At 53.5% G+C, this 26,294-nt stretch carries 27 protein-coding genes; 14 read left to right on the plus strand and 13 right to left on the minus strand.

What is annotated here, in order from left to right:
- Nucleotides 1–168: 168 nt before the first annotated feature.
- Genes SynPROS91_RS06195 through SynPROS91_RS06205 form a run of 3 tightly spaced genes read right to left on the minus strand, consistent with a single transcriptional unit; the run spans nt 169 to nt 922 of the window.
- Entirely contained in the window at nt 169–441 is a 273-nt protein-coding gene (locus SynPROS91_RS06195) for a hypothetical protein (RefSeq protein ID WP_186515656.1), read from the minus strand.
- Complete coding sequence (locus SynPROS91_RS06200; protein ID WP_186515657.1) at nt 438–659, minus strand: DUF3721 domain-containing protein; 222 nt, start codon at nt 657–659, stop codon at nt 438–440. Before SynPROS91_RS06200 ends, SynPROS91_RS06195 begins: the two co-directional genes overlap by 4 nt.
- Nucleotides 660–664: 5 nt before the next feature.
- Nucleotides 665–922, minus strand: coding sequence for a hypothetical protein (locus SynPROS91_RS06205; RefSeq protein ID WP_186515658.1), 258 nt, complete (start codon nt 920–922; stop codon nt 665–667).
- 100 nt (nt 923–1,022) lie between these two features.
- On the opposite strand from SynPROS91_RS06205, the gene SynPROS91_RS06210 reads away from it, so the two are divergent.
- On the plus strand, nt 1,023–2,234 hold the full coding sequence (locus SynPROS91_RS06210; RefSeq protein WP_186515659.1) for a DUF4336 domain-containing protein: 1,212 nt from the start codon (nt 1,023–1,025) through the stop codon (nt 2,232–2,234).
- Between the two features lie 56 nt (nt 2,235–2,290).
- Here SynPROS91_RS06210 and SynPROS91_RS06215 read toward each other — a convergent pair whose 3' ends face one another.
- The gene (locus tag SynPROS91_RS06215) at nt 2,291–2,644 is read right to left on the minus strand and encodes a DUF760 domain-containing protein (protein ID WP_006852777.1); all 354 of its coding nucleotides are present in this window, start codon (nt 2,642–2,644) and stop codon (nt 2,291–2,293) included.
- A 15-nt stretch (nt 2,645–2,659) separates the two neighbouring features.
- Nucleotides 2,660–3,274 carry a signal peptidase I gene (gene lepB, locus SynPROS91_RS06220; RefSeq protein ID WP_186515660.1) on the minus strand — a complete coding sequence of 205 codons (615 nt, stop codon included), beginning with the start codon at nt 3,272–3,274 and terminating at the stop codon, nt 2,660–2,662.
- 86 nt (nt 3,275–3,360) lie between these two features.
- Here lepB and menD point away from each other — a divergent pair, with 86 nt between their 5' ends.
- The 7 genes from menD to murF all read left to right on the plus strand — a co-directional run bounded on the left by menD (nt 3,361) and on the right by murF (nt 10,558).
- Nucleotides 3,361–5,094 (plus strand): 2-succinyl-5-enolpyruvyl-6-hydroxy-3-cyclohexene-1-carboxylic-acid synthase, encoded by a 1,734-nt coding sequence (menD, locus tag SynPROS91_RS06225; RefSeq protein ID WP_186515661.1) that lies wholly within the window; start codon nt 3,361–3,363, stop codon nt 5,092–5,094.
- A gap of 5 nt (nt 5,095–5,099) precedes the next feature.
- Nucleotides 5,100–5,975 carry a 1,4-dihydroxy-2-naphthoyl-CoA synthase gene (gene menB, locus SynPROS91_RS06230; protein ID WP_186515662.1) on the plus strand — a complete coding sequence of 292 codons (876 nt, stop codon included), beginning with the start codon at nt 5,100–5,102 and terminating at the stop codon, nt 5,973–5,975.
- Nucleotides 5,976–6,045: 70 nt separating this feature from the next.
- Nucleotides 6,046–6,567 (plus strand): L,D-transpeptidase, encoded by a 522-nt coding sequence (locus tag SynPROS91_RS12375; RefSeq protein ID WP_370586749.1) that lies wholly within the window; start codon nt 6,046–6,048, stop codon nt 6,565–6,567.
- A gap of 17 nt (nt 6,568–6,584) precedes the next feature.
- Nucleotides 6,585–6,725 (plus strand): L,D-transpeptidase, encoded by a 141-nt coding sequence (locus SynPROS91_RS12380; RefSeq protein ID WP_370586750.1) that lies wholly within the window; start codon nt 6,585–6,587, stop codon nt 6,723–6,725.
- A 57-nt stretch (nt 6,726–6,782) separates the two neighbouring features.
- The gene (gene glgA, locus SynPROS91_RS06240) at nt 6,783–8,339 is read left to right on the plus strand and encodes a glycogen synthase GlgA (RefSeq protein ID WP_186515663.1); all 1,557 of its coding nucleotides are present in this window, start codon (nt 6,783–6,785) and stop codon (nt 8,337–8,339) included.
- A gap of 18 nt (nt 8,340–8,357) precedes the next feature.
- Complete coding sequence (locus SynPROS91_RS06245; protein ID WP_186515664.1) at nt 8,358–9,185, plus strand: hypothetical protein; 828 nt, start codon at nt 8,358–8,360, stop codon at nt 9,183–9,185.
- 2 nt (nt 9,186–9,187) lie between these two features.
- The gene (gene murF, locus SynPROS91_RS06250) at nt 9,188–10,558 is read left to right on the plus strand and encodes a UDP-N-acetylmuramoyl-tripeptide--D-alanyl-D-alanine ligase (RefSeq protein ID WP_186515665.1); all 1,371 of its coding nucleotides are present in this window, start codon (nt 9,188–9,190) and stop codon (nt 10,556–10,558) included.
- A gap of 1 nt (nt 10,559) precedes the next feature.
- Here the strand turns inward: murF and SynPROS91_RS06255 are convergent, their stop codons facing one another.
- From SynPROS91_RS06255 to SynPROS91_RS06275, 5 genes are all read right to left on the minus strand, one after another.
- Nucleotides 10,560–10,754, minus strand: a complete 195-nt coding sequence (locus SynPROS91_RS06255; RefSeq protein ID WP_186519548.1) for a hypothetical protein — start codon at nt 10,752–10,754, stop codon at nt 10,560–10,562.
- Nucleotides 10,755–10,838: 84 nt separating this feature from the next.
- The gene (gene glmU / locus SynPROS91_RS06260) at nt 10,839–12,191 is read right to left on the minus strand and encodes a bifunctional UDP-N-acetylglucosamine diphosphorylase/glucosamine-1-phosphate N-acetyltransferase GlmU (RefSeq protein ID WP_186515666.1); all 1,353 of its coding nucleotides are present in this window, start codon (nt 12,189–12,191) and stop codon (nt 10,839–10,841) included.
- A 1,151-nt stretch (nt 12,192–13,342) separates the two neighbouring features.
- Nucleotides 13,343–14,287 (minus strand): MnmC family methyltransferase, encoded by a 945-nt coding sequence (locus SynPROS91_RS06265; RefSeq protein ID WP_255439640.1) that lies wholly within the window; start codon nt 14,285–14,287, stop codon nt 13,343–13,345.
- Nucleotides 14,268–15,587, minus strand: a complete 1,320-nt coding sequence (gene aroA / locus SynPROS91_RS06270) for a 3-phosphoshikimate 1-carboxyvinyltransferase (protein WP_186515667.1) — start codon at nt 15,585–15,587, stop codon at nt 14,268–14,270. The genes SynPROS91_RS06265 and aroA overlap by 20 nt, the downstream gene beginning before the upstream one ends.
- Nucleotides 15,588–16,282: 695 nt before the next feature.
- Nucleotides 16,283–16,876: a Crp/Fnr family transcriptional regulator gene (locus tag SynPROS91_RS06275; RefSeq protein ID WP_186515668.1), complete on the minus strand. Its 594-nt coding sequence runs from the start codon at nt 16,874–16,876 to the stop codon at nt 16,283–16,285.
- 473 nt (nt 16,877–17,349) lie between these two features.
- Between SynPROS91_RS06275 and SynPROS91_RS06280 the strand changes: the two genes are divergently transcribed.
- Nucleotides 17,350–18,897 carry an iron uptake porin gene (locus SynPROS91_RS06280; RefSeq protein WP_186515669.1) on the plus strand — a complete coding sequence of 516 codons (1,548 nt, stop codon included), beginning with the start codon at nt 17,350–17,352 and terminating at the stop codon, nt 18,895–18,897.
- Between the two features lie 213 nt (nt 18,898–19,110).
- Here the strand turns inward: SynPROS91_RS06280 and SynPROS91_RS06285 are convergent, their stop codons facing one another.
- Together SynPROS91_RS06285 and SynPROS91_RS06290 are read right to left on the minus strand one after the other, a co-directional pair.
- Nucleotides 19,111–19,350 carry a hypothetical protein gene (locus SynPROS91_RS06285; RefSeq protein ID WP_186515670.1) on the minus strand — a complete coding sequence of 80 codons (240 nt, stop codon included), beginning with the start codon at nt 19,348–19,350 and terminating at the stop codon, nt 19,111–19,113.
- Between the two features lie 65 nt (nt 19,351–19,415).
- On the minus strand, nt 19,416–20,078 hold the full coding sequence (locus SynPROS91_RS06290; RefSeq protein ID WP_186515671.1) for a Fe2+-dependent dioxygenase: 663 nt from the start codon (nt 20,076–20,078) through the stop codon (nt 19,416–19,418).
- Nucleotides 20,079–20,185: 107 nt separating this feature from the next.
- On the opposite strand from SynPROS91_RS06290, the gene SynPROS91_RS06295 reads away from it, so the two are divergent.
- Nucleotides 20,186–21,190: an extracellular solute-binding protein gene (locus tag SynPROS91_RS06295; protein WP_186515672.1), complete on the plus strand. Its 1,005-nt coding sequence runs from the start codon at nt 20,186–20,188 to the stop codon at nt 21,188–21,190.
- On the opposite strand, the gene SynPROS91_RS06300 is transcribed toward SynPROS91_RS06295, so the two are convergent.
- Nucleotides 21,165–22,724, minus strand: a complete 1,560-nt coding sequence (locus tag SynPROS91_RS06300) for a UbiD family decarboxylase (RefSeq protein WP_186515673.1) — start codon at nt 22,722–22,724, stop codon at nt 21,165–21,167. The genes SynPROS91_RS06295 and SynPROS91_RS06300 overlap by 26 nt on opposite strands.
- Nucleotides 22,725–22,789: 65 nt before the next feature.
- On the opposite strand from SynPROS91_RS06300, the gene SynPROS91_RS06305 reads away from it, so the two are divergent.
- Genes SynPROS91_RS06305 through murI form a run of 4 tightly spaced genes read left to right on the plus strand, consistent with a single transcriptional unit; the run spans nt 22,790 to nt 26,287 of the window.
- The gene (locus SynPROS91_RS06305; RefSeq protein WP_186515674.1) at nt 22,790–23,530 is read left to right on the plus strand and encodes a 2-phosphosulfolactate phosphatase family protein; all 741 of its coding nucleotides are present in this window, start codon (nt 22,790–22,792) and stop codon (nt 23,528–23,530) included.
- A gap of 47 nt (nt 23,531–23,577) precedes the next feature.
- Nucleotides 23,578–24,399, plus strand: a complete 822-nt coding sequence (locus tag SynPROS91_RS06310) for a carbon-nitrogen hydrolase family protein (RefSeq protein ID WP_186515675.1) — start codon at nt 23,578–23,580, stop codon at nt 24,397–24,399.
- Nucleotides 24,400–24,404: 5 nt separating this feature from the next.
- The gene (locus SynPROS91_RS06315) at nt 24,405–25,499 is read left to right on the plus strand and encodes an N-acetylmuramoyl-L-alanine amidase (RefSeq protein ID WP_186515676.1); all 1,095 of its coding nucleotides are present in this window, start codon (nt 24,405–24,407) and stop codon (nt 25,497–25,499) included.
- Complete coding sequence (gene murI / locus SynPROS91_RS06320; protein WP_186515677.1) at nt 25,496–26,287, plus strand: glutamate racemase; 792 nt, start codon at nt 25,496–25,498, stop codon at nt 26,285–26,287. The genes SynPROS91_RS06315 and murI overlap by 4 nt, the downstream gene beginning before the upstream one ends.
- The last annotated feature ends 7 nt before the right edge of the window (nt 26,288–26,294 follow it).

Raw genomic sequence — 26,294 nt, forward strand, 5'->3', positions numbered from 1 at the left:
GGGTTTGTTGTCGAAGGTCATGGCCCTGACTTAGCCATTAAAGGCTTTTGACTGAAGGGCCTGATATCCGAGGTCTTGCTGTTTCAGAAATGCCCTTGATGGCCATCGCCCACGACGGCACTACATCAGTATTTGAATGCTATTAATCTCATAGCAAAGCGATCGCTCTTATCTGGAGGGTTTCAAAAGCATGGCAAGCCCTGACACTGTCACCAAGATGGTGAGCACCCCCAGCAGCATTGGATAAACAGGTTGGAGATTGAGCCAGCCAAACTGCCCGGTATGGACTTTGAGGAGCCAAAAGGCATCAATTCCTTGCTCAAGAAGAAGGCTGTAAAGCGAGCCTGTGCTCGCTGTAAGCAAAAGCGGTAGAGCAGCGAGAGGCACCAACCACCTGTGGATCCGTCGTGCTTTTCGCTGGGTCTGGACTCCCGGTTTCATTGCTTGCGTAGTTGTTGGTGCAGTTCTCGTTCATCCGCACAAGGCATCCATTTCCCATTGTTTTGATGGACGGTTATACAGCCAATTTCATCGGCTCGCGCTTGAGCCTCGGCCTCAGTGGAGTAGAGGCCTTTGCCATGGGCAAGCGCTGGGCTGCTCCCTACAAAGACTGCCACCAGAGCAATCGCAACTGACATCAATGTCTCGGTCTTGTTCATCGCATTCAAAAGCCTTCGCAATGTTCCACGGCCTTGAGATAATTCATTTTGCCGGGAGTTGTTAGCCCCTTGGGGTTGATCGCTTCACGCAAAGCAACCTGCGCATCAACGCAACGGTTGTAGCGATCGATCTTGACGGCTTGTGGAATCAAAAGAATGGCGATTGACAGCAAGCTGATGCTGCTGATGAATGCCAACACCGGGTAGGCATGCACCCGAACCATTTCCCGCGCGGTCAATCTTTGCTCGGTGTGATCACTCATGAAACATGTCGACTGTCCTCAACATGACCTAGATCATCAAATTCTGAGTCATGCCAGTTAGTTTAAGTGGAATGAATGACTGTTGGATTTCTGTGTCTGCGTGACTCAATCCGGTTCTGTAACGAAAACCGATCAACACTGGCCTTGGTGGCCGCTGCTGCCGCTGTATCCCTACGGCAAGCGCGCCACCCACGTTGAAGAGCTGATTCCCGGCCAGGTGTGGAGCTTTGAGCAACTCCAGGGCATCTATTACGTAGCGGTGCCAATTCGGCTCACCGTGGTGAAGGTCCCTGGCGGCTTGATGCTGGTGAATCCGCTCCCCCCCACTGCTGAATTGCTCACTGGCCTTAGGGCCCTAGAAGCGGAGCATGGGCCCGTGTGCACGATCGTGTTGCCCACCGCATCCGGCCTAGAGCACAAGCTGCCGCTCGGCCCGCTCGCTCGCAAGTTTCCTAAGGCTGAAGTCTGGGTGTGTCCAGGCCAGTGGAGTTTTCCGGTGCGGCTTCCCCTGAGCTGGCTCGGGGTGCCGGCAGCACGCACCAAAGTTTTTCTCAGCGATGGCGTTCCCCATCCCGAGGTCTGCCAATGGATCTCGCTTGGCCCCCTCGATCTCGGTGTAGGCCGTTTTCAGGAGATCAGCTGCCTGCATCAACCCAGTGGCGCCCTGTTGATTACGGATGCCCTAGTGGGCATTCACGCCTCACCACCCGCGATCTTTGATCGCGATCCCACGCCTCTGCTGTTTCATGCGCGCGATCGGGGTGATCAACCCCTCACTGATTCGCCAGAGGCGCGCCGGCGTGGTTGGGCCCGGTTGGTGCTGTTTGCCTCCTATCTCCGGCCCCATTGCTTGCACGTGCCGCCGATCGCCGAGCTGTTGCGTCATGCCTTCCGGCCAGGGTTGCGGTCATGGAAAACCCACTTCGGGGTGTATCCCTTCGATTGGCAAACCGGCTGGCATGAAGATGCTGCGGCCTTAATGGGGGACGAAACCGCCAAGTTGCAGGTGGCTCCAGTGCTGGAACGGCTGGTGTTACCGCGAGCCCAACAAGCGATCAACACTTGGCTTCAAGAACTGGAATCCAAATCGAATCTGCGCTGGTTGATCCCCGCTCACTACAGCGCGCCGCTTGCGTTTAGCACGCAACAGGCATCCGCGTTGCGATCGGAACTACAACAGAAAAACTGGGCACCCAATGAAGGAAATTGGACCTTCCTCAGTGGTATCGATCAGCGGCTTTTAGAGCTTGGATTTGTGCCGAAAAATCCGTTAAAAAAGACTGATCTTTCTACAAACCAGTCCATCGATTAAACAATTGGAAATCATTCAAAGTGGGCTATTGCAGCCTTAGACCAAAGCGAAAACACTTAAAGATTGAGATCATCGTCTGGATTTACAGCCATTTCATCGTCAGCGAAAAGCGTTTCTTCTAATTCCTTGCGCTGTTCCATCTGACGCAGAAAATATCCAGTCATCATCGCGGAAGCCAACATGTTCGCCAGGTTGTCGCGATTCGCCGTGACTTTCACCTCAAACTGCTCGCCGGGAAGCATGCCAAGTAAACCCTGCACGTTGTGGCGAATGATGTCTTGAATATCGTTGCTAGCTGAACGTGCCACACGCTGCAACACGTCCGGCGATTGGTCCTGGAGATATTGGATCAAGCTGTTAACGGGCTGGCCGTCCTGGCTATCCGTGGTTAGGAACTCTGGATTGAACATCCTGCCCACCTGTCGTCAGTCGTTTGACCCTATCGCAGCTGCAATCTGCGACACCTCTGAATCTTGGTGTGAGAACCGAATCGGACCGAACCGGTTCAAGGGCCAATAACGCCATACCGCGGTTCCAATCACCCGCTCATCAGGCAGCGCTCCCCAAATATGGGAATCGAGGCTGGCATTGCGGTTGTCACCCAGCACCCAGTACTGCCCTTCCGGCACGCTCAGCGTCCCCTGGTCGTAATCCATCGCCGCAGGCTTCCAGTTTTCTGGCACTGGAGTGTTGTTGCGCAGCAACTGGCCGCCACGCACTTCAATCGTGTCTCCAGGCCGTCCAACCACACGCTTGATTAGGGCAGCATTGGCGTCGTAGCCAGCCTCCACAAGCTGGGGGGGCACGGCAAACACCACGATTTGGTCCAGGCCAATCGGTTTGTGGCGCTGCCGATTGAGCCGAGGTGTGATTTTCTCCACCAGGATCCGGTCTTGCAACTGCAAGGTGGGCAACATCGAACCGGAAGGAATCCAGCGGGGTTCGATCACCTGCCAACGCAGGAGCAGGGCCAACGCCACCCACACCAGCAGACCTTTCCAACTGTTGCGCTTGGGTTCTGAGTTGGGAGTGGGTGCCATGGCAGGTTCTGCGTTAGCCGAGGATCGCATTAGCCATCGCCGATTCCCTGACTCAGGCCCTCGCCAATCTGCAGGCTGCTGTCCTGTTGCTCCAGACCCTGCAGCAACAGGGTCTACGCCACGTGGTGCTTTGTCCTGGCAGTCGCTCCGGTCCATTAGCCCTTGCCGCCGCTGGCTTAAAGCGCTCTGGGCTGATCACGCTCAGTACGGCGATCGATGAACGCTCTGCTGGATTTCATGCCCTCGGTCGCTCCACCGCCTCTGGTGTGGCCACGGCCGTGATCACCACCTCCGGAACAGCGGTGGCCAATCTTCTCCCCGCAGCCGTTGAAGCGGATCGCTCCAGCCAACCCCTGCTGCTGATCAGCGCCGATCGGCCTCTACGGCTCAAAAACAAAGGGGCCAACCAAACCGTGAATCAGGAAGCCTTCCTCACCCCGGTGTGCCGCTGGTGTGGGTCAGGTCCCTTGGATGGCCTCAACACAGGGCTAGATCACGAGCTGCGAGCCCTGGCTCAGAACGCCTGGCGGCATCTGCATCAGCAGCCCGGACCTGTGCATCTCAACGTTCCCTTTGAAGAGCCCCTGCTTCCGGATCTGAATCAGCAGTACGCGTTTTGGAATCAATGGAACCGTTCAGAGCCTGAGGCCATCACCCACACCCCTGAGCTCTGGACGCCAGCGAGCAACAATGCTGCGCCAGCACTCGATCCTGACCAACCAGGTGTGATCGTTGCCGGGCCCTGGCGAGGCCTGAGCTCCACGCTTGAGCCCTATCAAGCCGCCTTAATCGCTTGGCAACAGCGCAGTGGCTGGCCCGTGCTCGCCGATCCACTCGCCGCGAGCCCGAATGGCTTAAGTGGCGTGATTCGCTACTGGGATCTGCTGCTCCCCCATGGTTTGAGCCAGCTGCCCGCCAACACCCAGGTGCTGCGCCTGGGCTCAATGCCGGCCAGTCGACGCCTGGAGGCCTGGCTTGAGAGCCAGCAGGGACCACAGCTGTTAATCACAGAAGCTGATCCACGGCCCCTCGATCCGCTCGAAATCGCCCAGCAATGGAGCGGCGGCTTGTCGCAATGGTGGCAACAGCTCAGCCCCCAGCTCAACGCCATTCCAGCTGGTTCCTGTGCTCCAACCCCTCAAACACGGTCGGTGCTTGAGAGCTGGGAAAACGCAGATGCTGCTGTTGGCAAGCGCCTCTCTGCCCTGCTGCCGATCCAGGGAGCCGCCAATGAACCCGCCTTGATGGTTGCCCTGGCGCAGCTGTTGCCAGCTGCGCTGCCTGTGATGCTCGCTGCCAGCAGCCCTGTTCGTGATTGGCAAGCCTTTGCCGCAGGCGATACCGGCCGCCGGCGCTGTTTCAGCTTTCGGGGAGCCTCCGGCATCGATGGCACCCTTTCCCTGGCCCTGGGCTTAGCGGCCGAGCTCGGTCCAACAGTGCTGATCACAGGTGATCTAGCTCTGTTGCATGACAGCAATGGCTGGCTCCTGGCCAGCGCTGCCCAGCTGCCCCTGTTTGTGCTGTTGATCGACAACGCCGGCGGCGGCATTTTCGAACAGCTGCCGATCGAAACCACCCCCAGCGATGGCTTTGATCAGCTGTTTGCGATGCCCCAACGGGTGGACCCACTGGCCCTGGCGGCAGCCCATTCCATCCCCGTGCGTCAGCTCGCCTGCCTCGATGATCTCCCCACCGCTCTGGAATGGGGATTGGCGAGTCCTAGACCAGCACTCCTGCGGGTTTGCACCGATCGCCGCAGCGACGCCAAGCTTCGCCGCGATCTGCGTGAGGCGGTACAACAGAGAAGCAGCCTTTCCTGATCGCCATGTCAGAGCCCTTCATCCGACAGGTGCTCCCAGGATCCAGCGGGGTGAACTGGCAGCCCTGGGGAACCTACGAAGATGTGCTGCTGGATCGCTGTGATGAGGGCATCGCCCGTTTAGCGATCAATCGCCCCAGCAAACGCAATGCTTTCCGGCCCCGCACGGTCTCAGAGCTCTGTGACGCCTTTGCCCGGATCCGCGATGACAGCCGCATCGGGGTGGTTCTGCTCACCGGTGTGGGCCCCGCTGCTGATGGTGGCTATGCCTTTTGTTCAGGTGGCGATCAAAGCGTGCGCGGCGATGGGGGCTATCTCGACGAAACAGGCCTGCCCCGCCTCAACGTGCTCGACCTTCAACGCATCATTCGCAGCCTGCCCAAGGTGGTGATCGCTCTGGTGGCGGGGTATGCGATCGGTGGCGGGCAGGTGCTGCATCTGCTCTGCGACCTCAGCCTGGCGGCAGAGAACGCTGTTTTTGGTCAAACCGGGCCACGGGTTGGCAGTTTTGATGGCGGCTTTGGTGCCGGCTATCTGGCTCGCGTGGTGGGCCAGCGCAAAGCCAAGGAGATCTGGTTCCTCTGCCATCAATACGGCGCCGACGAGGCACTAGGCATGGGCCTTGTGAATGCTGTTGTTCCTTTAGACGCCCTCGAGGCCGAAGGGGTGCGTTGGGCCAAAGAGGTGCTGCAACACAGCCCTACCGCAATTCGCTGCCTCAAAGCAGCCTTTAACGCTGAAACCGATGGCTTGGCTGGCATCCAGGAGTTGGCCGGGCAGGCCACCCATCTCTTCTATCGAACCGAGGAGGGGCAAGAGGGCCGCAATGCCTTCCTGGAAAAACGCAATCCTGATTTTTCCGACACCCCATGGCTGCCATAGCCGAAGGAGTCGCTAAAAAGAGAAACCTGTTTCACCTCGTCCGATGCGTTGTCACAAGCATGCAAGGACGATGGCGATGCCTGCCGCGCTGCTCGCCGCCTCGCTGCTCGTTGGAACGGTGGGGGTTGCCTCAGCGCAAGAGGTGGGCGGAAACCGTACAAGAGAGGTCAAGGGCGAGATTTTGGTGGAGGCTCCAGAGGAGGGTCCAGAGGAGGATCCAAAACGCAAATCCGATCCGATCCCGCCCCTGGCGATGCCAGTGAGCGATGCCGCCTCGCTGGCCCGTGTTCCGAGCGATGTGATGGAGCGTGATGGGCTGCAGCTCGTGATCGACCGCAAGCACCATCAGCTCCTGGTGTTGAGGGATGGCCGCATGACACGCCGGTATCCAGCGGCGGTGGGAACCACAGGTTGGGAGACCCCTGCCGGACGCTTTCGAGTGTTTGAAAAGGTGAAGGAGCCGGTGTGGACCCATCCGGTGAGCGGTGAACTTGTGGAGGCTGAAAGCGAAAAAACCCGCTGGGATCACGCTGGATTGGCTTCTACCGCGACTGCAATGGACGCTCTGGTTGGGACGGCGAGCAATACCTAGATATCAATGGCTGCACCGTGGCCGGATTCCATGGCCCCCCCTATCGCTGGACCGTTGGACGGGCCGTTTCCCATGGCTGCGTGCGCCTGTATGAAGAGAACGTTCAGGAGGTGTTCAATCTCGTCAGCGTTGGAACTCAGGTGATCGTGCTTCCCTAAAACGTTCATAAAGCGCTAATGCGTCTACAGTCTCGCGGCTTACAGGTTTGATCGTCCATGCGCGTGCTCTTTGCCGCCGCCGAATGCGCCCCGATGGTGAAAGTCGGTGGGATGGGCGATGTGGTGGGATCCCTTCCCCCTGCCCTGAAGGCTCTGGGGCACGACGTTCGTTTGATCATGCCGGGATACGGCAAGCTCTGGTCTCGATTGGAGATCCCTACGGAACCGATCTGGCGAGGCCAGACGATGGGAACCGATTTTGCGGTCTTTGAGACCCGTCATCCCACCAATGGCCTCACCATTTATCTGGTAGGTCACCCCGTCTTTGATCCAGAACGGATTTATGGCGGAGAAGATGAAGATTGGCGCTTCACTTTTTTTGCCAGTGCTGCGGCTGAATTTTCCTGGAACGTCTGGAAGCCGAATGTTCTCCATTGCCATGACTGGCACACCGGCATGATTCCGGTCTGGATGCACCAAGACCCCGAGATCAGGACCGTCTACACGATCCACAACCTCAAATACCAAGGCCCCTGGCGCTGGAAGCTGGATCGGATGACTTGGTGCCCTTGGTACATGCAGGGCGACCACACCATGGCGGCCGCCCTGCTCTACGCCGATGGCGTGAATGCAGTGTCACCCACGTATTCCAGAGAGATCCGCACCTCGGAATACGGCGAAAAGCTGGATGGGTTGCTCAATTACATCTCCGGCAAGCTGCGCGGCATCCTGAACGGGATTGATCTAGAGGCCTGGAATCCAGCCACCGATCAGGCCTTACCCGCCACCTTCAGCGCCAATGATTTGTCGGGTCGCGCCCACAACAAGCAGGTGCTCCAAGAACGCATGGGTCTTGAAGTCAGATCTGATGCCTATCTGCTGGGCATGGTGAGCCGTCTGGTGGATCAAAAAGGCGTTGATCTGCTGTTGCAAGTGGCGGATCGCTTGCTCGCCTACACCGACACCCAGATCGTGGTGCTTGGCACCGGTGAGCGCGGCTTGGAGTCCGGTCTTTGGCAGATGGCCTCCCGCTATCCAGGTCGCGTGTCCGTCTTCCTCACCTACGACGACGACCTCTCACGCTTGATTTACGCCGGCAGTGACGCCTTCCTGATGCCCAGTCGGTTTGAGCCCTGTGGGATCAGTCAATTGCTCGCCATGCGCTACGGATGCGTACCTGTCGTGAGAAATGTGGGTGGTTTAGTCGATACGGTTCCACCGCACGATCCTGCCCAGCACAGCGGCACTGGTTTCTGCTTCGATAGTTTCGATCCCGTGGACTTCTACACCGCCCTGGTGCGCTCCTGGGAAGCCTTTCGCCATCAAGACAGCTGGCGCGAACTGCAGCGAAGGGGCATGCAGCAGGACTACAGCTGGGCGCGTTCAGCCATGGAATACGACCAGATGTACAGGGAGGTCTGTGGCCTCAAGGAGCCAGGCCCCGATGCCGCTGCCGTTGAACAGTTTTCCCAAGGCCAAGATGCGGATCCCTCCTTGGCACCAGGCCAACGCGGGGCCCCAAGCAGCCTCCCTGAACAATCCACCGATGACCAGTCCAATGGACCAGGCTCACGTAACCCGCTAGCCAGACTGTTTGGCGGTCAGCGAGGCTAATGCTGCAGGCAATTACGAATGCAGGATTCCTTCGAACCGCAGTCCTCTGACAACGACAGCTCCCTCCCGGCTCCTTACAACAGTCCCTGGAAGGCCCTGGGCCAGGATCTGAGGGCCGTAAGCGCCGATCTGCGTCTTCGCGGCCAAGAGATCTGGCGCCGGAACCGCGAGGGAGATCTATCGGTTCCAGCGTTCTGGCCAGAGCAATTGACTGCATTGTTTTGGCCTGTGTTGCTTGGATTCAGCCTCGCAGTGCTGATCCTGGGCGGGATTCAATTGCGTCAGGCCCTTCAAAGCCAATCACCACCCTCACCGCCAGAGGTGGAGCGCGTACGCACAACCCCCTTCCCAGACGCACGTCCCCTACCCATCAGCAGCAGCCTCGAATCTGATCTCGACAACCAAGGCCTGCCGAAGGCACCAATAGACCGCAACACCACCAGGCCCAGTGAGCCAGACAAGCTCATGGCAGCTGATGAACCCCCTGCGTTAAGCGACCTTGAATTCGAGCCGCCTTCTACAGGAACAGATGCAGACCTGTTGCGCTTTGATCCTCTCCTTGAACTTCTGGCGGAAGAAGGCAGCACAGAGAGTGACCAGGAAACAGCACTGATTGTTTCGGCCCAACCCCAACCAGAGCGCAACGCTGTGATTCTGCAAATCGATGCTGCCGCTTGGATGCAACGGTCTCCTGAGCAACGCCAACAACTAGCCGAAACCTGGTGGAACCGACTGGAAGACCAGGGCTATGCCGATCTGCGTCTCGTGAATGCACAACAAGACCTACTGGCTCGACCCGCCAGGATCGGTGGAGGGATGATCGTGTTCGATCCCAAGAGGGTTTAAACGTGCTGGATCTGGCTGATCTCGTTTCGCTCTGGGGACCACCAAAACGGGGTGATGGCGCAGCGCCCAACCTCCAACAACGCTTAGGTCCTGTGTGCACAAACAGCCGACTGCTCGCTCCAAACGATTTTTTTGTGCCACTACGCGGTGAGCGCTTTGATGGCCATCGCTTCCTCGCCTCGGCCACTGAGCAAGGCGTCCAAGCCGCCGTTGTCGCCCGTGATAGCGACATCCCAGTACCGCTCAACTTGCTTCACTGGAGCGTGGACAACACGCTGGAGGCCTACCAACAGATCGCCTGTTTGGTGCGACGCAACCTGAACAGACCTGTTGTGGCCGTAACAGGATCCGCCGGCAAAACCACCACAAGAGAGCTGATTCGTGCCGCATTAGCACCTCTTGGAGCCGTCCACGCCAGTATTGGCAACAACAACAACGACGTTGGTGTGCCACTCACCTTGCTCGGGGTAGACGAGCACCACGCTGCTGTTGTGGTGGAGATGGGAATGCGCGGGCCTGGTGAAATTGAACGCTTGTCGCGTTGTGCAGAACCAGACCTTGCCGTGATCACCAATATCGGCACAGCGCATATAGGCCGCTTAGGCAGTCGAGAGGCGATTGCCTCAGCAAAGTGTGAGATCACTGCAGCCCTCTCAGCCGAGGGCCTTGTGTTGATTCCAGCTGGAGATCCTCTCCTGGACGCAGCCCTGGCACGATCCTGGAGAGGTCGTGTGCGGCGTGTCGCGCTTGTCGGCGATACCAACGACTCTGGTCAAGCTGCTGATGATCTCGGCGACTACAACCCTGCAACGGGACAGATCCAACTGGGGGATCACACCTATCACTGCCCCCTGGAAGGGAGACACAATGCGCGCAATTTCATGCTGGCACTGGCCGTCGCCAACACCCTCGGCGTTTCACCCGCAGACCTTAAACAGCTCAATGTTGAGGTACCGGGGGGTCGCAATCGCCGGCGACAAATCGGTGCGTTAACGATTCTCGATGAGACGTACAACGCTTCACCGGAAGCAGTAATTGCGGCGTTGGATTTATTAGCAACTCAGCCAGGTCGACGTTTTGCAGTACTTGGCACCATGTTGGAGCTCGGGCCAGACAGGGAGCGCTTGCATAAGGCGGTGGTCGATCACGCCACAACCTTGAAGCTTGATGGGCTGGTGGCTGTGGCCACTGGTTCGGAAGCCAAGGCCATGCGCGAAGCAAGTTCAGGTTTACCGCGGTTTCGGCAGGTGGAAACACCCGAACAGGCCGCTGGGCCGTTGATCGAGTGGCTCATGCCTGGCGACACCGTGCTTTTAAAAGCGAGTCGAGGGATTGCACTGGAGCGGTTGCTGCCGTTATTGCCACAGCTCTAGGTCAGGCAGCTCTAAGCGCATCCGCCTGGTCTTCGCAGCGGATCAAATCAATCGCATGGGGATGATCATGGATGTAGCGAATTTCCTCCATCGCCAAAACCCGCGCTTCAAAAGCATCGCCCGCATAAAAGCACTCTTCTTGATGATCACTACTCGCATCGCGATAGCGAACAGTGAAACGCTTGTGATTGGACATGGGACGAACAACCGGACGACCCACGCTTACGCATCAACGAACGTTGGCCAAGGGCAAGCTGTGAAAAAAGTCTGTTGATTCAGCTCAATTGGCGTTGCGATCCCATCCTTCCTTGATCAATTGCTTCGCACGACCAATCGCAAGGGATCCATCGGGAACAGCTTTAGTGATCGTGGACCCTGCTCCAATCGTGACATTTTTTCCGATCACAACAGGAGCGACCAAGACGGAGTTGGCCCCCGTCTTACTGCCCTCGCCAATCACCGTGAGATGTTTATTCTTGCCGTCATAGTTGGCCGTAATCGTGCCAGCTCCCACATTCACATTGGCGCCTAATTCCGCGTCACCGATGTAACTGAGGTGATTCACCTTGCTGCCAACGGCGATCACACTCTTTTTAATCTCAACAAAATTGCCAATTTTGCAGGAATCACCAATCGTGGTGCCAGGTCGGAGATGGGCGAAGGGACCAATCTCAACAGCATTACCAACGCGTGCATCGCGCACCACGGAGTGCACGACCGTGACATCGCAACCGAGTTCGGCATTGTCCAGCAAACTGCCTGGACCTAGCCGGCAGTGATCTCCAATCCGGCAGGCGCCACGAAAATGGGTTTGTGGTTCGATCACCACGTCACAGCCAAAGCTGCAGTCTTCGCTCAGGGTGCAACTGGCCGGGTCCACAAAGGTCACACCCTCATCCATCCAGTGATCACGCAACCGCTGCTGCAAAACACCCTCACACTGCGCCAATTGCCTGCGGTTGTTGATTCCATTTACCTCATCGGGGTCGCTCACCTCCATCTGCATCGCCACATCTAAGAGCTGCACCGTGTCGGTGAGGTAGAGCTCGCCCTGATCGTTGTCGGTGCTCAATTTAGGCAACACTTCAGCCAACTTTGCCCAGTTGAAGCAATAGATCCCTGCATTGGTGAGGTTGTTGGTCCGCTGCTCATCGCTGCAATCACGATGTTCGATAATTCCGCTCACCAGACCATTGGCATCGGCAAAGACTCGGCCATAACCAGTGGGATCATCAAGCTTTGCCGTTAATAAAGTCACATCGGCCTTGCTGTTGCGGTGAGTGCTTACCAACGCATCAATGGTCTCGGCTCGCAGAAGTGGAACATCACCGTTCAGCACTAACAATTCACCCTGAAAGCCCTGCAGGGGAGTCAACAACTGCTGGACAGCATGCCCTGTACCGTTCTGTGGCTGTTGCAGCACGAATTCAAGCCCGCCATTTGAGCTGAGCTGCGCTTCCACACGCTCAGCTTGATGGCCAACGATCAGCAGCCTGCGCTCTGGCGCGAGGTTCCTGACACTGGCGAGCACGCGCTCCACCAAGGTGGCCCCAGCTAGGGGTTGAAGCACCTTTGGGAGCGCGCTTTTCATGCGAGTGCCTTTCCCAGCAGCAAGAACGGCAACGGCGAGCATGAGTAGGGAGCAAGACCGGCGAAATCTACCGGTGGAAGCTCAGCCTGTGAACACAAGAACAGGCCATCGGATCAAACTGCCGTTGAATTCTTAACCCCATAAACAACAAATAAGGAATACCCACTGCTCCTAAAACAGCTTATTCAATGCAGAACCATTGAAAGTCATGCAAAAACGACTACAACACCGCCCAACAATCAGAAAAGATACAAATCACTGCAAAAAAATAAGAATGCAAACAAAATATCGCTTGATTCACATCCTTCGAAAGCTGGGGACTGCAGAGGCGTATACATAGCAACATAAAATAAACAAAAATCAAACGGCATCATCTAATACATCACCATGCACCATGATAATTAAATGCTGGAGAAAGCCATGATTGAAAAGAAAATTGAAAAAAGTTCAAGTTCAGATGTCTGATCAGTGTCATAGCCTTTTAAAAGAGTAAGCAAATGCATGGAATATGACAATGTCAGAAGTAATGTATGAATGCACAAGGCATCATATTCACAAACATTCCAATACTTGCGAATACATAGACGGACTTTTTCGGTTTAAGGATGTAAAAAAAAAGATAAGCGTTTATCGAAAGACTGCTATAGCTGTGCATGCTTTTCCTGCAACCACATCACGAGCTGCAGAACAGGGATCTACCAGGGGAACTGGGAAATAAATCCAGGCCTTGAGAGCTATACAGGCACAAATCAGCGAAATTGAAATAATAAACAATATTATTTGCTGCCAGCCACATGCTTTTACGAACTGACAAGAAACGTGAAACCATCACAAGCTAAAATCTCAGGAATAATTTTGTAAGAAATTTGCCACATCAAGAGAATTCCTACAAAGGAAGCAAATTATCTAGATTCATTGATCAAGCAAATGAAGCCATTTATTTTGTCGAAGAACGAGAGCGCTTAGGTATTAAGATCACAGACGCGGATCATTCCCATCCATCAAAGAAGAACAAGAAAAAATCACACGTATTCGCAAAAGCTATGCAAGCCTTAGGCAGTCTGACTTAATAGAGCATGCCAAAGAAGCAATATTATCAACAAACGATGAATAGCAAGCTTAAGGTATTCATGCAATATAAAGCCTAAAACAATGCGGATATTAATCAGACTATGTTCAATACTTATGGATATTTAAGAATTGCAAGCTTGTCTCGCCAATCCCCACTTACGCTGCCAAGCGCTGGTGCTTGGCAGATCAACAAAAGCCTGTTCGTGTTGGCGTCGCTTCAAAATCAAAGCGGCCGTATCAGTACCTGTCGGGTCTCGGTAAGGCACACCCGCCCGCGTCTGCAGATGCTCCTCTTCCATCTCGCTCAAGCCACGCCAACCAGGTCCAATGTCAGGTGAATATTGCTCATATTCGTTGGGGCGCAACGCCAAGGTCCCAGAGCTCCACCCCGCAACGTCTCCTGGCTTTGGAAGAAGCGAGCGCAACTCAAGGCCGGCAAGGCGCAAATTATTCCGCACTGCTGCTGCTCTGCAATAGGTCAACAACCGTCCCCCCGGTGCGAGTAGAGCTGCAAGACTCTGGATAAATTCCTCACTCCAGAGCTGGGGACATTTCCCAGGTGAAAAGGCGTCCAACAGGATCAAATCCAGACGTAAATCCTTTGGTATGTACTGAAGCTGCTGACGCGCATCACCCCAGAGCATTTGAACCGACTGCTGACGACGCGAATCCTGCCAATAACCATCAGCAGAGAGAGCCCCTAGACAAGCGACAACATGCTCAGGCCAAAGAGCAATAAAACTGGGCTCAGCGAGGGCCAACCGCAAAGGCGCTCGATCGAGTTCCAACGCCCAGCATTGCAAGTTTGGTCCACCCACATTGGGGAGGGCCGCCATCAGTGCAGCCGTGTTGTAGCCCAGCCCGAAACAAACATCTAAAACGCGTAAACAACGCCCGCTGGGAAAGCGATCGAGCTGCGCCGGCAGCACAAACTTGCTGTTTGCTTCTTCCAGAGCGCCGCAAGAACTATGGAAGCTTTCAGCAAAGCTGTTGCTGTGCAAACTGAAGCTTCCGTCTGCTGTGAAGCGGGTACTAAGCACAGCTGGGTCAGAGACGCAATCTCTCAAGATCGTCCCAGAAAGTGGGATAACTCACAGCCGCTGCTTCGCTGCGAGAAATTCTTGAATCACCCTCAGCCATTAAGCCAGCAATAGCAAGACTCATCGCAACGCGGTGGTCTGTCTCACTATCCAATTCAGCACCTTTTAAAGAGCGGCCACCACGAATCGTGAGACCATCGGGATGCTCATCAATGTCCGCGCCCATGGCCTTAAGTTGCCGGGCCATCACAGCGAGTCGATCCGTTTCTTTCACACGCAGCTCAGCTGCACCGCTGATGTGACTTTCTCCATCACAAAAACAAGCCGCGACACTCAGAATCGGAACCTCATCCACCAAGCGCGGCATAATTTCTTCTCCAAACTGAAAGGCCTTAAGGGGGCCATGACTCACCTGTAGATCGCCAACAGGTTCACCGGCAACATCGCGGCGATTCAACACCTCAATCGAGGCGCCCATCATCTCCAACACTTCAAGAATTCCAGTGCGCGTGGGATTTAATCCCACATTTTCCACGGTAATCTTGGCGCCAGGAACGAGAGCACCAGCCACAAGCCAGAAAGCAGCAGAACTGATATCTCCCGGAACAACAACATGCTGTCCTTTCAATGTGGCGCCTGGACGAACCAAAATATGCCGGCCCATCTCACCACCCACTTCAAGGTCAGCACCAAAAGCTCTAAGCATGCGCTCGCTGTGATCACGGGAGTGAGCAGGCTCAATCACACTCGTTGATCCATCTGCCGTGAGCGCGGCCAGCAAAATGGCTGATTTCACTTGAGCGCTGGCAACAGGCGTCCCCACAACAGCGCCCCTCAACCTCTGCCCTTGAACAGCCAGCGGAGCTAAATTTCCTCGATCTCGACCGCGCACATCCGCCCCTAACAAGGAGAGCGGCTGACCAACCCTGTTCATCGGACGACGACAAAGAGAGGCGTCACCGGTCAAAACAAAATGGCGCCCTTCACGTCCGGCGAGAAGACCAAGCATCAACCGCATGGTGGTTCCGGAGTTGCCACAATCGAGAATCTCCGAAGGCTCTTGCAATCCATCAAGGCCAACACCCTCAATGGTCACCATTTCACCGCTCTTAATCGGCGAAATCGTTGTCCCCATCGAGCGCAGACAAGCAGCACTACTCATCGGATCCTCTGCTGGCAAAAGACCTTCGATAGTGGTTGTGCCCTCAGCAATAGCGCCGAAGAGAAGAGCGCGATGAGAAATAGATTTATCGCCTGGAACGCGGACCCGACCATGGAGGCTGCCACCTGCTTTCAGATCCCTTGGGAAGCCATTTGAGCCCGACACCGATGAGCAGCCTGTAGGTAATGAAAACGATCCTATTAGCTCGAACTTCAAAGGCTCTTGCATTTAGTTGAAGTTGTCACCAACTCCTGCTGCAAGACCAAGATTCTGCGGGTGACACCTACTAAAACATGACAATAATGAGCAAATAAACAAGAAATCAACATCAACAGCCAAGAGATATCACTCATCCATTAATGAATAAGCTTATTCTTATAGAGACAACAAACAATTCAAAGAAGTTAATACGACAGATACATCCTTAATCAAAGCCACTGGAAGCCCAGCGCCCTGCTTATCATTTTATACATTCTCTTGATTCATATGATGGTCAACGTGTCGCTATAATTGTATAAACTTCAAAAATAAATCGTTAGGCATCAATTGCATAGCCTCAAAAGGGGTCAGAGTTTAGATGTCACATTCCAAGATTTTGATGAATCCAAGAGCTGCAAATTTTTAAAAATAGACGAGGGGGTGTTACGAATCAGCCTTATTTCAACAATCAATAATGAGATATTTCCGATTGGTTTTTTTAGTTCAGAATGGCTAAAAGTTGAAAACGACAGGCTGAGAGACTTTTCTCTTCGGATGGAAGCCTTAAATGAAGTCAACTTCAAAATCATATTCACATGTGGTCCCAACACGAAAGTAAGCTCAATTTTCCATAATCACTGGCTATCGTCTTCATATAACACCTAAAAGCCAAGTGGGCTCGATTCAATCAAGCTAGGAGACAGCTTCATAGAAGCTTCCCCAGAGTTTGTCACCAACATTTCACCATTGCGCAGTTTGGAAATCAAGCGAGTTGAAGTTACTCTGGTGGAACCAATCAGTTCACCAATTCGGTCGTGAGTGAGGCGAAAGGGAAGATTGCACCATTCTCCGTAGCGCCTACCCAATCGATTCACTAAGAGACTCAGTAAGGCATGAAGGCGTTGCTCCGCTTGTCCTAAGTGACGAATTCTGAGCAGTTGCAACGTCCACTCGTTCACAGAGTCATAACCATTGGGTGAGGGCTCTATCGATTTCGTCTCGATTCTCAGTGGAGTCATGGCTTCGACGCAAATGCCATCACTGCACAAGCAATCCGTTCTGAGCTGGTCGCCCGTCTGCAGGAAGGCAAGGGTCATTCCCTCTGTCTCTTCACAAGGGCAATAGACCCTGGCAATTCCCTCAAGCACATTTAATTTCATACCATCACTGCGACCGTGGGTATCCACAAGCACGGTTTGCCCTGTGGGGATTTGAATCGATGACGTGGGGTCGTCAGGCAGGAAGCGGAAGCTCACGGGGTGGTTTAAACGCTAATGAGAATTGATAGCAACATAGACCAAACAAGCCCCTTTCTGCAATCGATTCGCAATAGCGATTGCTTGTTGAAGACGAAGGTGTGCGATCTCGACCTGTTTTGGTCCAAAACAACTGACTTTGCGTCTGATCACTGACAGAAGCACCCCTACCTTCAATGGAATCCCGTCTAACAAAAACAAACGCGACTGCCACGAGTGTTGCGAGAGCGAGCAAAGAGGCTCTAAGAAAGAAACTTGGAATGTACAATTCTCGAGTGACCTTAAGAACTATTGTCTAGCTATCCAGAAGAATTAGATCCTGTTCGTATCAAATGACGCGTTGAGATGTGCTTAATGCGTATAAAGATTGTGACGTGTAGAGAGATGAAAGTGTCTTTTTTACGTCGCAATAAAGGAAAAGAGCAATTAAGTTTGCATCGACGCATTTTGCGTCACCTTTTGTGAGGATCAACTTGAAACTTGTCCGTCAACTGCTGGTGGCCCCAGCTGCCTTGGGCCTTTTGGCTCCTGTGGCTGCTAATGCCACTGAGCTGAACTTCAACGGTGTATCTGACTACGCCGCCACAGGCGAGCAAGTCACCAGCATCACTCAGTTTTCAGACGTTTACCCAACCGATTGGGCTTATCAGGCTCTTGGCAACCTGATCGAGCGCTACGGCTGTGTTGCTGGTTACCCCAACGGCACCTTCCGCGGTAACAGGGCAATGACCCGCTTTGAAGCGGCTGCTCTGTTGAACGCATGTCTCGACCGCGTCACTGAAGTGACCGACGAGCTGAAAATGCTGATGAAAGAGTTCTCTAAAGAACTCGCCATCCTCAAGGGCCGTGTTGACGGACTTGAAGCCAAAGTTGGTGAACTGGAAGCTCAGCAATTCTCCACCACTACCAAGCTGAAGGGACAGGCTGACTACTTCATCGGTGGAGTCTCATACGACAACCGTGATGAATGCAACAAAGCTGGTGCTACTGGCAGTCAAGCCGGCGAATGCGATGACGACGCCTTAAGCTTCTCTTACCGGTTCACTCTTAACCTGAATAGCTCATTCACGGGTAAAGATCTTCTTTACACGAGATTGAGAACAGGAAATATGGATAACGTCTGGACCCAAACTGACTCATATTTGTCTGATGCAAAGAGTGGTGATAGCACACTCAAAGTCGACAAAATGTGGTACACATTCCCTGTGGGTAATGAGTTCATGGTCACTGTAGGTCCTCTGATTGAGAACTACTACATGGTCGAAACACCTACTCGCTACAAACCAATCCTTAAAGCCTTCAAGCTTGGTGGATATGGAGCACTGATGGGAGCCAGCACAGGCCAAGGTGCTGGTATCCAATGGCGCCAAGATGTAGCACCTGGCGAAGCCGCTTTTAACGTAGCTGCCAACTATGTTGCTGATGGTGGTGAAGGTGCAGACAGTAACTCGACAAAGGGCATGTTTGGAGAAGCAACTGATGGTTATTTCCTAAGCCAAATTGGTTACGGTAATCGCCAATGGTACGTATCAGGACTTTTCGCAAGCAAGCAGGGTGCTGATGGCTCTGATCCAGCCATGGGTTATTCAACTCCTGAGGCAAAAGATCAGGACGAAGCGTTGAATGTCTACGGACTTCGTGGCTACTGGTCACCAGAAGATGCCGGCATCATTCCAACCATTAGTGCTGGTCTTGATTTTGGTACTTCTGCTGCAGATGCAACTGGTAAAATCGAAGACACCTTCGGCTGGATGGTTGGTCTGACCTGGGATGATGCCTTTATTGAAGGCAACAAACTAGGAGCAGCGGTTGGTAGCTACTCCAGCTACGCAACTAGAATTAAAGGCAATGACAGTCCCGACGATGACAACTTTGCTGGTGAAGTTTGGTACAACTTCCAAGTCACTGACAACATCGGCATCAAGCCTGCAGTGTTCTGGACTAACGAGGCATATGGTGCCGATTCTACAAAAGGTGCCAACAAATTTGGTGCTCTTGTCCAAACAACCTTCAAATTCTGATCTAACTTTAGGTTAAATTAAGAAATTATGATTTAAGCACCCGTCCTGGGTGCTTTTTTTTTGGAAATCGTTGCTAACAGTACACTTTAGTCAAAATACAGATTAAACAATAACAAATGCTCTTAAAATATTTAAACTATAAGCCATTAAAAAAGCGCCGATAGGCGCTCATAAGTGCATCATTAATCCTTGAAAATCAAGGTTTAATAGATTTTACCAACAGTTCTCACCCTCACCAATAGGAATACAGATGTCCTGCTCGGCTGCTTTTTTAGCTGCGGCCTTAGCATCAGAATCTTTCTTAGCTGCAGCATCGAGATCTTGGTCTGTTGACCATTCTTGAAGGCCACCAGCCGGTGTTTGCTCAGCTTGAGCAGGTTCCACGATTGCTAGTGGACCTGTCAATGCAGCTGTACCAGCAAGAAATATTGAAAGAGCAGTCGACTTTTTCATTAAATTTGAGCACACATCTCAGTTTACTCAACAGAAAGCAAAAGCCCGAATCTTTTTATACATGCCTAGCTGCCTAAACGTCGCAATAGGTTTGTATACGCTAAGAAAATCAAATCAAGTTCGTCGCCACGACCGTGCTTTGCCAACATCGCCCGAGCACCACTTTCCAGCTGAAACAGACAAATGCGATCACTTTCGCCTTTAACATAACTCTCAATCCAACCCACACAAACTGTGCGAACACCGGTTGTGACAGTGCAAACGCGATGCATCGATGTGCTGGGATAGATCACAATTTCTCCCTGCTTGATCTTGATAGGAAAAGACTCCGAAATACTATCGATCTCCAGTTCACCTCCCTCATATTTCGAGTCATCAGTTAAAGAGAGGGTAAAAGACAAATCACTCCTTCCACTGCTCATATAAGCATTATCAACATGCGAATCATATCCACCATCGCTTTCCGTTTTAGTGACTAAAAATCGGTGAAGCTTGCGAGGAAGGCAAAACCCCTTCACGGCAGGGTGATTCCACATTGCACATTCTATGAGCTCATGAATTTCCTTCCGCAATGGAGATTCATAATGAAGCTGTGCATTTCTTTTTCCCTCCTTAGCGTGGGAACCGGCGGTGATTGAACCATCCTGCCATTCAGCTTCGTTGGCGAGTCTCTCAAGCAATCGTTCACAGGTTGGTTGATCCAGTATTTGCAATCGCAAATGATTCATTGTTAAGTCCTTTCATCTCTGGAATAGTCAGCGAAGCGTAGCCGTGTGACAAATGATTCGCTTGAGTCGCAGAAGGATTCTATAATAAAAAATAATGCTTTATTGAGATGAAAACGATTTTGTTTCTCACATCTCTTTTGCCAATAGCTCTTTTTACACCAGCTCTTGCGTCAGAGGAAGTCCGAGTCTACTCGGGTCGTCATTACAACACTGACCGTCAAGTTTATAAAAAGTTTTCAGATCAAACTGGTATCAAGGTTCGCTTAATTGAGGCCTCTGGTATTTCATTGGTTCAGAGATTGAAAAGCGAAGGGAAAAATACAAAGGCTGACGTAATTATTTTGGTTGATGCTGCACGCATCAACAATGCAGCCAATGCCGGGCTCTTTGCACCAATTCAATCATCATCTCTAGAGAAATCTGTGCCTTCTAGATATCGAGATCCAAACAATAGATGGTTTGGCTTAACTCGACGAGTGCGGGCAATAATCGTTAACCCAACAATGGTTTCTCCATCTTCAGTGATGTCCTATGCACAGCTAGCGAGCCCATCCTTGAAAGGGAAAGTATGCCTGAGAAAGCGTAAAAATGTCTATAATCAATCACTCGTTGCTGATCAGTTGGCACTTAATGGCACGGCAAAAGTGAAATCTTGGCTAAAGGGTCTTACTAATAACGTGAGTGAGCCTTATTTTGGTGGTGATATCGGACTGATTCGTGCTGTTGCTCAAGGGCAATGTGGTGTTGGAGTCGTGAATCACTACTACTTAGCTCGCATGAGGGCAGGGGTAAATGGCAAAAAGGATCAGAATTTTGGCAATGATGTAAAAATCGTGATGCCAAAACCTGCTCACGTCAACATCAGCGCTGCTGCGGTTTCTTGTTATTCTAAAAACAAGAAAAATGCGGTTAAATTGATCGAATTCCTGTCATCTCCTCAAGGTAGTGCTGGCATTGCAGGGCCAACCTATGAGTTCCCCTTACAAGGAGTTGGTGGTTCAACTTACCTCAAAGGAATGACAAAATTCACTCCTGATCGGGTCACTATTTCAGAGCTCAGTCGCTATAACCCAGAAGCCATCCGTCTTATGACCGAGGCTGGATGGAAATAAGCTTGTCCAAGATATAGCCAAACAGTGCAGGATCTGGTTCAGCATGATCCAGATCAGACAAGCCAAGCTCCTCGAGCCGATCCGATACTTTCTGCTCTAAATCAGCTGGTCGGTTCAGAGGTTCACCCCATTCGTGATTCTTTTCTGGACCTATTTTGGTAGTGGCATCAATGGCCATCCTTCCACCAAGACCCAGTTGCTCGCTAGCAAAATCAAGAGTATCAAAGGGTGTATTTTCCAAGACGAATAAATCCCGCTGTGGATCTACCTGTGCAGCGATAGCCCAGACAACCTGACGTGGATCACGCACATTGATGTGCTTATCAACCACAACAACAAACTTGGTATAAGTAAATTGCGGGAGCGCACTCCAAAACGCCATTGCAGCTCTCTTTGCCTGGCCAGGATAAGCTTTATCAATAGAAATCACCGCTAACTTATAACTAAGTGCCTCCATGGGCAGAAAGAAATCTTTTATTTCTGGAATTTGCTGACGCAAGATTGGCGTATAAATTCTGTTCAAAGCAATGGCCAACATCGCCTCTTCTTTTGGTGGCCGGCCACTGAAGGTGGTGAGAAAGATCGGAGACCGCCGCTGTGTCATGCAGTGGAAGCGCACCAAGGGTGAATCCTCCACACCGCCGTAAAAACCCATGTGGTCGCCAAATGGACCGTCTGGACTCACCTCTCCAGGAGTAATCGTTCCCTCCAACACCACCTCACTGCAACTTGGCACCTGCAGATCAATCGTTTTGCAGGGGGTGAGACGTACTCCTTCCCCTGCATAAATTCCTGCAAACAGCCATTCACTGAGTTGCACTGGAATTGGTGTTGCTGCCGCCATCACAAGCAAAGGGTGCACACCAATGGCGATGGCGACCTCAAGCTTTTTACCCATCGCCGCTGCCTTGCGCAGGTGACGCGCACCACCACGAACGCTCAACCAATGCACGGTCATGGTGTTGACCGATTGACGCTGCAACCGATAAACCCCCACGTTTGGAACACCGGTTTCAGGGTCCTTCGTGATCACGAGTCCCAACGTGATCACACCACCGGCATCACCAGGCCAAGGTCTGATCAAGGGGATTTGTTCCAGATTGACGTCATCTCCCAGAAACACCTGTTGCCGGCAGGGAGGGACAAGATCGCGGTCTGGTCGGGCCTTCACCAGATCCCAAAACACCCTTGCAAATTGCTTGGTCTCCTGGAGGTCTTTCGGAGGCCTCGGTTGCTGAAGGATGGCAAGTCTGGATCCAAGCTCCTCGAGCTGTTCAGCCCGTTCCAGACCCATGCTCCAAACCACACGCTCGACAGTGCCGAGCGTGTTGACGGCTACAGGCATGCTGGAGCCAATCACGTTCTCAAACAGCAGGGCTGGTCCACCAGCAGCAAGAACCCGATCAGCAATGGCTGCTAGCTCAAGATCTGGATCAACTGGAGCCGTAATCCGCCGCAGCTGCCCACGCTCTTCAAGCAGCTTGAGGAAGTCCCGTAAATCTCTCGTTCCAGGGCCGGGTCCAATCAAAGCCATGGAGTTGAAAGGGTGATCAGGAAGCAATCTCGTTACTGTGACGCACGCTGATCGAGATCGTGGCCATGAAGGTTTCCTATTTCCACGTTGCTGGTGACGTTCCAGACACCATCAAGGGTCCAGATGGTCCTGACGCCGCTGTTGTCATCGATGTCCTGCGCGCCACCACCACCATTGCCTGGGCCTTGCACAACGGTGCAGAAGCGGTTCAAACCTTCGCTGATCTGGATGAACTTCGAGCAGAGGCCAACGCTTGGCCCGATGAAAAGCGTCTGCTGGTAGGCGAGCGAGGTGGTTCCAAGCTCGATGGTTTTGATCTCGGCAATTCCCCAGTAACCGTTGTCCCCGAGACCGTGAAGGGCAAACGCCTCTTCATGAGCACCACCAATGGCACTCGCTCCTTGCACCGGGTGAGAGAGGTGGCCTGTGTCCTCACGGTGGCCTTACCGAACCGTGAAGCGGTGGCACAACAACTGATCAACGATCAGCCCGAACAGGTGTGGATGGTGGGAAGCGGCTGGGAAGGCACCTATTCCTTGGAGGATTCATTAGCAGCCGGTGCCCTCGCCGACTCCCTTCTGGCTGCAGGGGCCACCGTTGCAAACGATGAAATGCAAGCGGCACTCGCTCTGTGGTCCCAATGGAAAGACAACCCCGAAGCCTGTTTGCGAATCGCATCCCACGGACAGCGTTTGATTGGCTTGGGTGATCACGACGCTGATTTCCAACGCTGTGCTGGTCTTGATCAGCTCTCTGTGGTTCCCACACAAGTTGAACCAGGCGTGCTTCGTGCTGTTTCTGGGTAGCCGCATGGCTAGAAGCCAATACCATTTGCGAATCGGATTTAACGCACGTGAGTGACTTTCTGGCTGCGGCCCTGCAACTCACCAGTACAACTGACCCTGAAAGCAATTTTGCGGCCGCTGAGGAGCAAATCGATTTAGCGGCGCGTCGTGGCGCCGAGCTGATCGCTTTGCCCGAAAACTTTGCCTTTATGGGTGACGACGCTCAGAGACTCGAACTGGCGCCGGCTTTGTCAGAACAGGCATCTCGGTTTTTGGTCACCATGGCTCGCCGCTACCAGGTCGTTGTTCTGGGTGGTGGGTTTCCCGTTCCCGTGGGGGATGGCCAACGCCATTTTCAGAGGTCACAGCTGGTAGGCCGTGACGGTCAAATATTGGCGAGTTACGACAAAATCCACCTCTTCGACGTTGACCTCCCAGACGGGAGCTCCTATCGGGAATCAGCAAGTTTTAGTCCCGGGACGTCCCCTCCTCCCGTGGTGGATGTTCCTGGGCTTTGTCGTGTGGGGCTGTCCATTTGCTACGACCTGCGCTTCCCTGAGCTTTATCGCTATCTCGTTGGAGCCGGAGCCGAGTTGTTGATGATTCCCGCTGCTTTCACAGCCTTCACAGGTAAGGATCATTGGCAAGTTTTGCTCCAATCAAGGGCGATCGAAAACACGGCTTACGTGCTGGCTCCGGCCCAAACAGGCGTGCATTACATGCGCAGACAAAGCCACGGTCATTCCATGGTTGTGGATCCTTGGGGAACGGTGTTGTCCGATGCCGGGGTTGCACCAGGGGCAGCAATCGCCCCGGTTGACCCCAGCCATCTCCAACGCATTCGCGGGCAGATGCCGAGCCTGAAGCACCGCCAACCCGCGTTGTTCTGAAGGTCATGGCCAGGCTGCCCTTTCGCTTCAGTGCGCTCGTCCTTGCCGCGGCTCTACAAGCTTCATCGCTGCTGATCAGCTTGCCTGCCAAGGCCGCAAGTGCCCTAGCAGCGTGGAAACTCAGTTCTTCGGGCGAGCTCCTATTGCGCACCGCTGCGGGGGCACGACTTCAAGCCTTCTTCGAATCCGGAGATCGCAAGCGTGGTCCAAGGGTTTGGATCGATTTTCCAGGTGAGCTCAGTCGCTCTAGAAGCCTGCCCGGTTCTGGCCCTGTTCGCGAAATTCGTCTTGGCAGACCAAACGTGGGTGAGACCCGCTTGGTGATTGAGTTTCAGCCAGGGGTCGATCTCGATCCCAGTCAGTTGAAATTGATAGGTACCGCTTCAAATCGCTGGAAGCTCAGTTTTCAAGGGCTTCCCACCACTGGATTGCGGCCGATCGGCGAAGGAGATATCAACCGTGCATCCTCTGGGTCCTGGCCCGGAGGCCTACGCATCCAACCGAGCCGAACCCCGGTGAATGCAGCGGGCTTACCCACCGTGACCCGAGGAAAATACCGCGTGGTCATCGATCCAGGCCATGGTGGACCCGATCCAGGCGCTATTGGGATTCGAGGCATCCGGGAGAGTGAAATCGTTCTCGATATCTCGCTGCAAGTGGTTCGCTTACTGGAAGCCAAGGGGGTTCAAGTCACCATGACGCGAACGGCGGAAGTGGATGTGGATCTGCCACCCCGGGTTTCGATTGCCAACCGCGCTGGGGCCAATGCCTTCGTGAGTATTCATGCCAATGCGGTCAGCATGTCAAGACAGAATGTCAATGGGATAGAGACATTCTTTTATTCCGGCCGTCGTTCCGCCCGCTTAGCCGCTCACCTTCAGCAGCAAATGCTAAACGTGTCCCCCGGTAGCCCGAATCGGGGTGTGAAACGAGGTCGATTCTTTGTGATTAGGCGAACAATAATGCCAGCAGCACTCGTCGAGATGGGATTTGTCACTGGCAATATTGACTCTCCGCGCCTCGCTAGCTCCGCCCACCGTCAGAGGCTTGCTTTGGCTATTGCCACTGGCATTCTTGATTTTCTGAAAGGGGTGCGTTGACCATTCGTCTCGGACTGTTTGACAGTGGCATTGGCGGGCTCACCGTCCTGCGCAGAATCCTCGAGCGTCACGGTGCAGTACCCGTGACGTACCTAGGCGACACCGCCCGTGTTCCCTACGGCAGTCGCTCTCCTTCAGAAATTCGTTCGATTGCGGCTGAGGTTGTGGCTTGGTTGCGAGCTCAACAGGTCTCCACCGTTGTGATGGCTTGCAACACCACCAATGCTCTCGCCAGAGACGTGACCGAGGGACAAGCAGGTGTTCCCGTTGTAGGGCTGATTGGAGCAGCCGCTGCATTGGTTAGCGAACAGAGGGTTGGCGTTCTCGCCACTCCAGCAACGGTGGCCTCTGGCGCCTATCGCGAGAGCATCGAAGCGCTCCATCCTGGAACCTTGGTGGTGCAACAGGCCTGTCCAGACTTTGTTCCCTTGATCGAAGCCGGAGATCTCCGTTCTGATGAACTTCGTGAAGCTGCGATTCGGTACTTACAGCCCTTGCTTGAAGCCTCCGTCGATTCGGTGGTGCTCGGTTGCACCCACTACCCGCTGCTGGTGCCGCTACTGGCGAACTTATTGCCTCCTCACATGCGTCTGATCGACCCTGCTGTCGCCGTCGCAACGCAACTCGATGCCTTTCTGGGCCAACCGTTGCCTGGAAGCCAAAACCAGCCTTTATCACTGGAAGCCGCCCATTTTTGCGTGACGAAAGATCCCCAGGGGTTTGCTGAGAGAGCCACGGCTTGGCTGGGTCAAAGGCCTTGCGTTGATCTCGTGAATCTGCAGCCATAGGTCTGCG

Source organism: Synechococcus sp. PROS-9-1 (genome assembly GCF_014279775.1).
Lineage (GTDB): Bacteria > Cyanobacteriota > Cyanobacteriia > PCC-6307 > Cyanobiaceae > Synechococcus_C.

Bases quoted from the DNA above. Each gene is read 5' to 3' on its own strand.
- SynPROS91_RS06200 (WP_186515657.1), bottom strand. From the start codon at position 659: ATGAACAAGACCGAGACATTGATGTCAGTTGCGATTGCTCTGGTGGCA.
- SynPROS91_RS06315 (WP_186515676.1), top strand. From the start codon at position 24,405: ATGGCCAGGCTGCCCTTTCGCTTCAGTGCGCTCGTCCTTGCCGCGGCT.
- SynPROS91_RS06300 (WP_186515673.1), bottom strand. From the start codon at position 22,724: ATGGCTTTGATTGGACCCGGCCCTGGAACGAGAGATTTACGGGACTTC.
- SynPROS91_RS06290 (WP_186515671.1), bottom strand. From the start codon at position 20,078: ATGAATCATTTGCGATTGCAAATACTGGATCAACCAACCTGTGAACGA.
- glmU (WP_186515666.1), bottom strand. From the start codon at position 12,191: ATGCTCGCCGTTGCCGTTCTTGCTGCTGGGAAAGGCACTCGCATGAAA.
- SynPROS91_RS06205 (WP_186515658.1), bottom strand. From the start codon at position 922: ATGAGTGATCACACCGAGCAAAGATTGACCGCGCGGGAAATGGTTCGG.
- SynPROS91_RS06295 (WP_186515672.1), top strand. From the start codon at position 20,186: ATGAAAACGATTTTGTTTCTCACATCTCTTTTGCCAATAGCTCTTTTT.
- glgA (WP_186515663.1), top strand. From the start codon at position 6,783: ATGCGCGTGCTCTTTGCCGCCGCCGAATGCGCCCCGATGGTGAAAGTC.
- SynPROS91_RS06195 (WP_186515656.1), bottom strand. From the start codon at position 441: ATGAAACCGGGAGTCCAGACCCAGCGAAAAGCACGACGGATCCACAGG.
- SynPROS91_RS06245 (WP_186515664.1), top strand. From the start codon at position 8,358: ATGCAGGATTCCTTCGAACCGCAGTCCTCTGACAACGACAGCTCCCTC.
- SynPROS91_RS06305 (WP_186515674.1), top strand. From the start codon at position 22,790: ATGAAGGTTTCCTATTTCCACGTTGCTGGTGACGTTCCAGACACCATC.
- SynPROS91_RS12375 (WP_370586749.1), top strand. From the start codon at position 6,046: ATGGCGATGCCTGCCGCGCTGCTCGCCGCCTCGCTGCTCGTTGGAACG.
- SynPROS91_RS06285 (WP_186515670.1), bottom strand. From the start codon at position 19,350: ATGAAAAAGTCGACTGCTCTTTCAATATTTCTTGCTGGTACAGCTGCA.
- menB (WP_186515662.1), top strand. From the start codon at position 5,100: ATGTCAGAGCCCTTCATCCGACAGGTGCTCCCAGGATCCAGCGGGGTG.
- SynPROS91_RS06215 (WP_006852777.1), bottom strand. From the start codon at position 2,644: ATGTTCAATCCAGAGTTCCTAACCACGGATAGCCAGGACGGCCAGCCC.
- SynPROS91_RS06255 (WP_186519548.1), bottom strand. From the start codon at position 10,754: ATGTCCAATCACAAGCGTTTCACTGTTCGCTATCGCGATGCGAGTAGT.
- lepB (WP_186515660.1), bottom strand. From the start codon at position 3,274: ATGGCACCCACTCCCAACTCAGAACCCAAGCGCAACAGTTGGAAAGGT.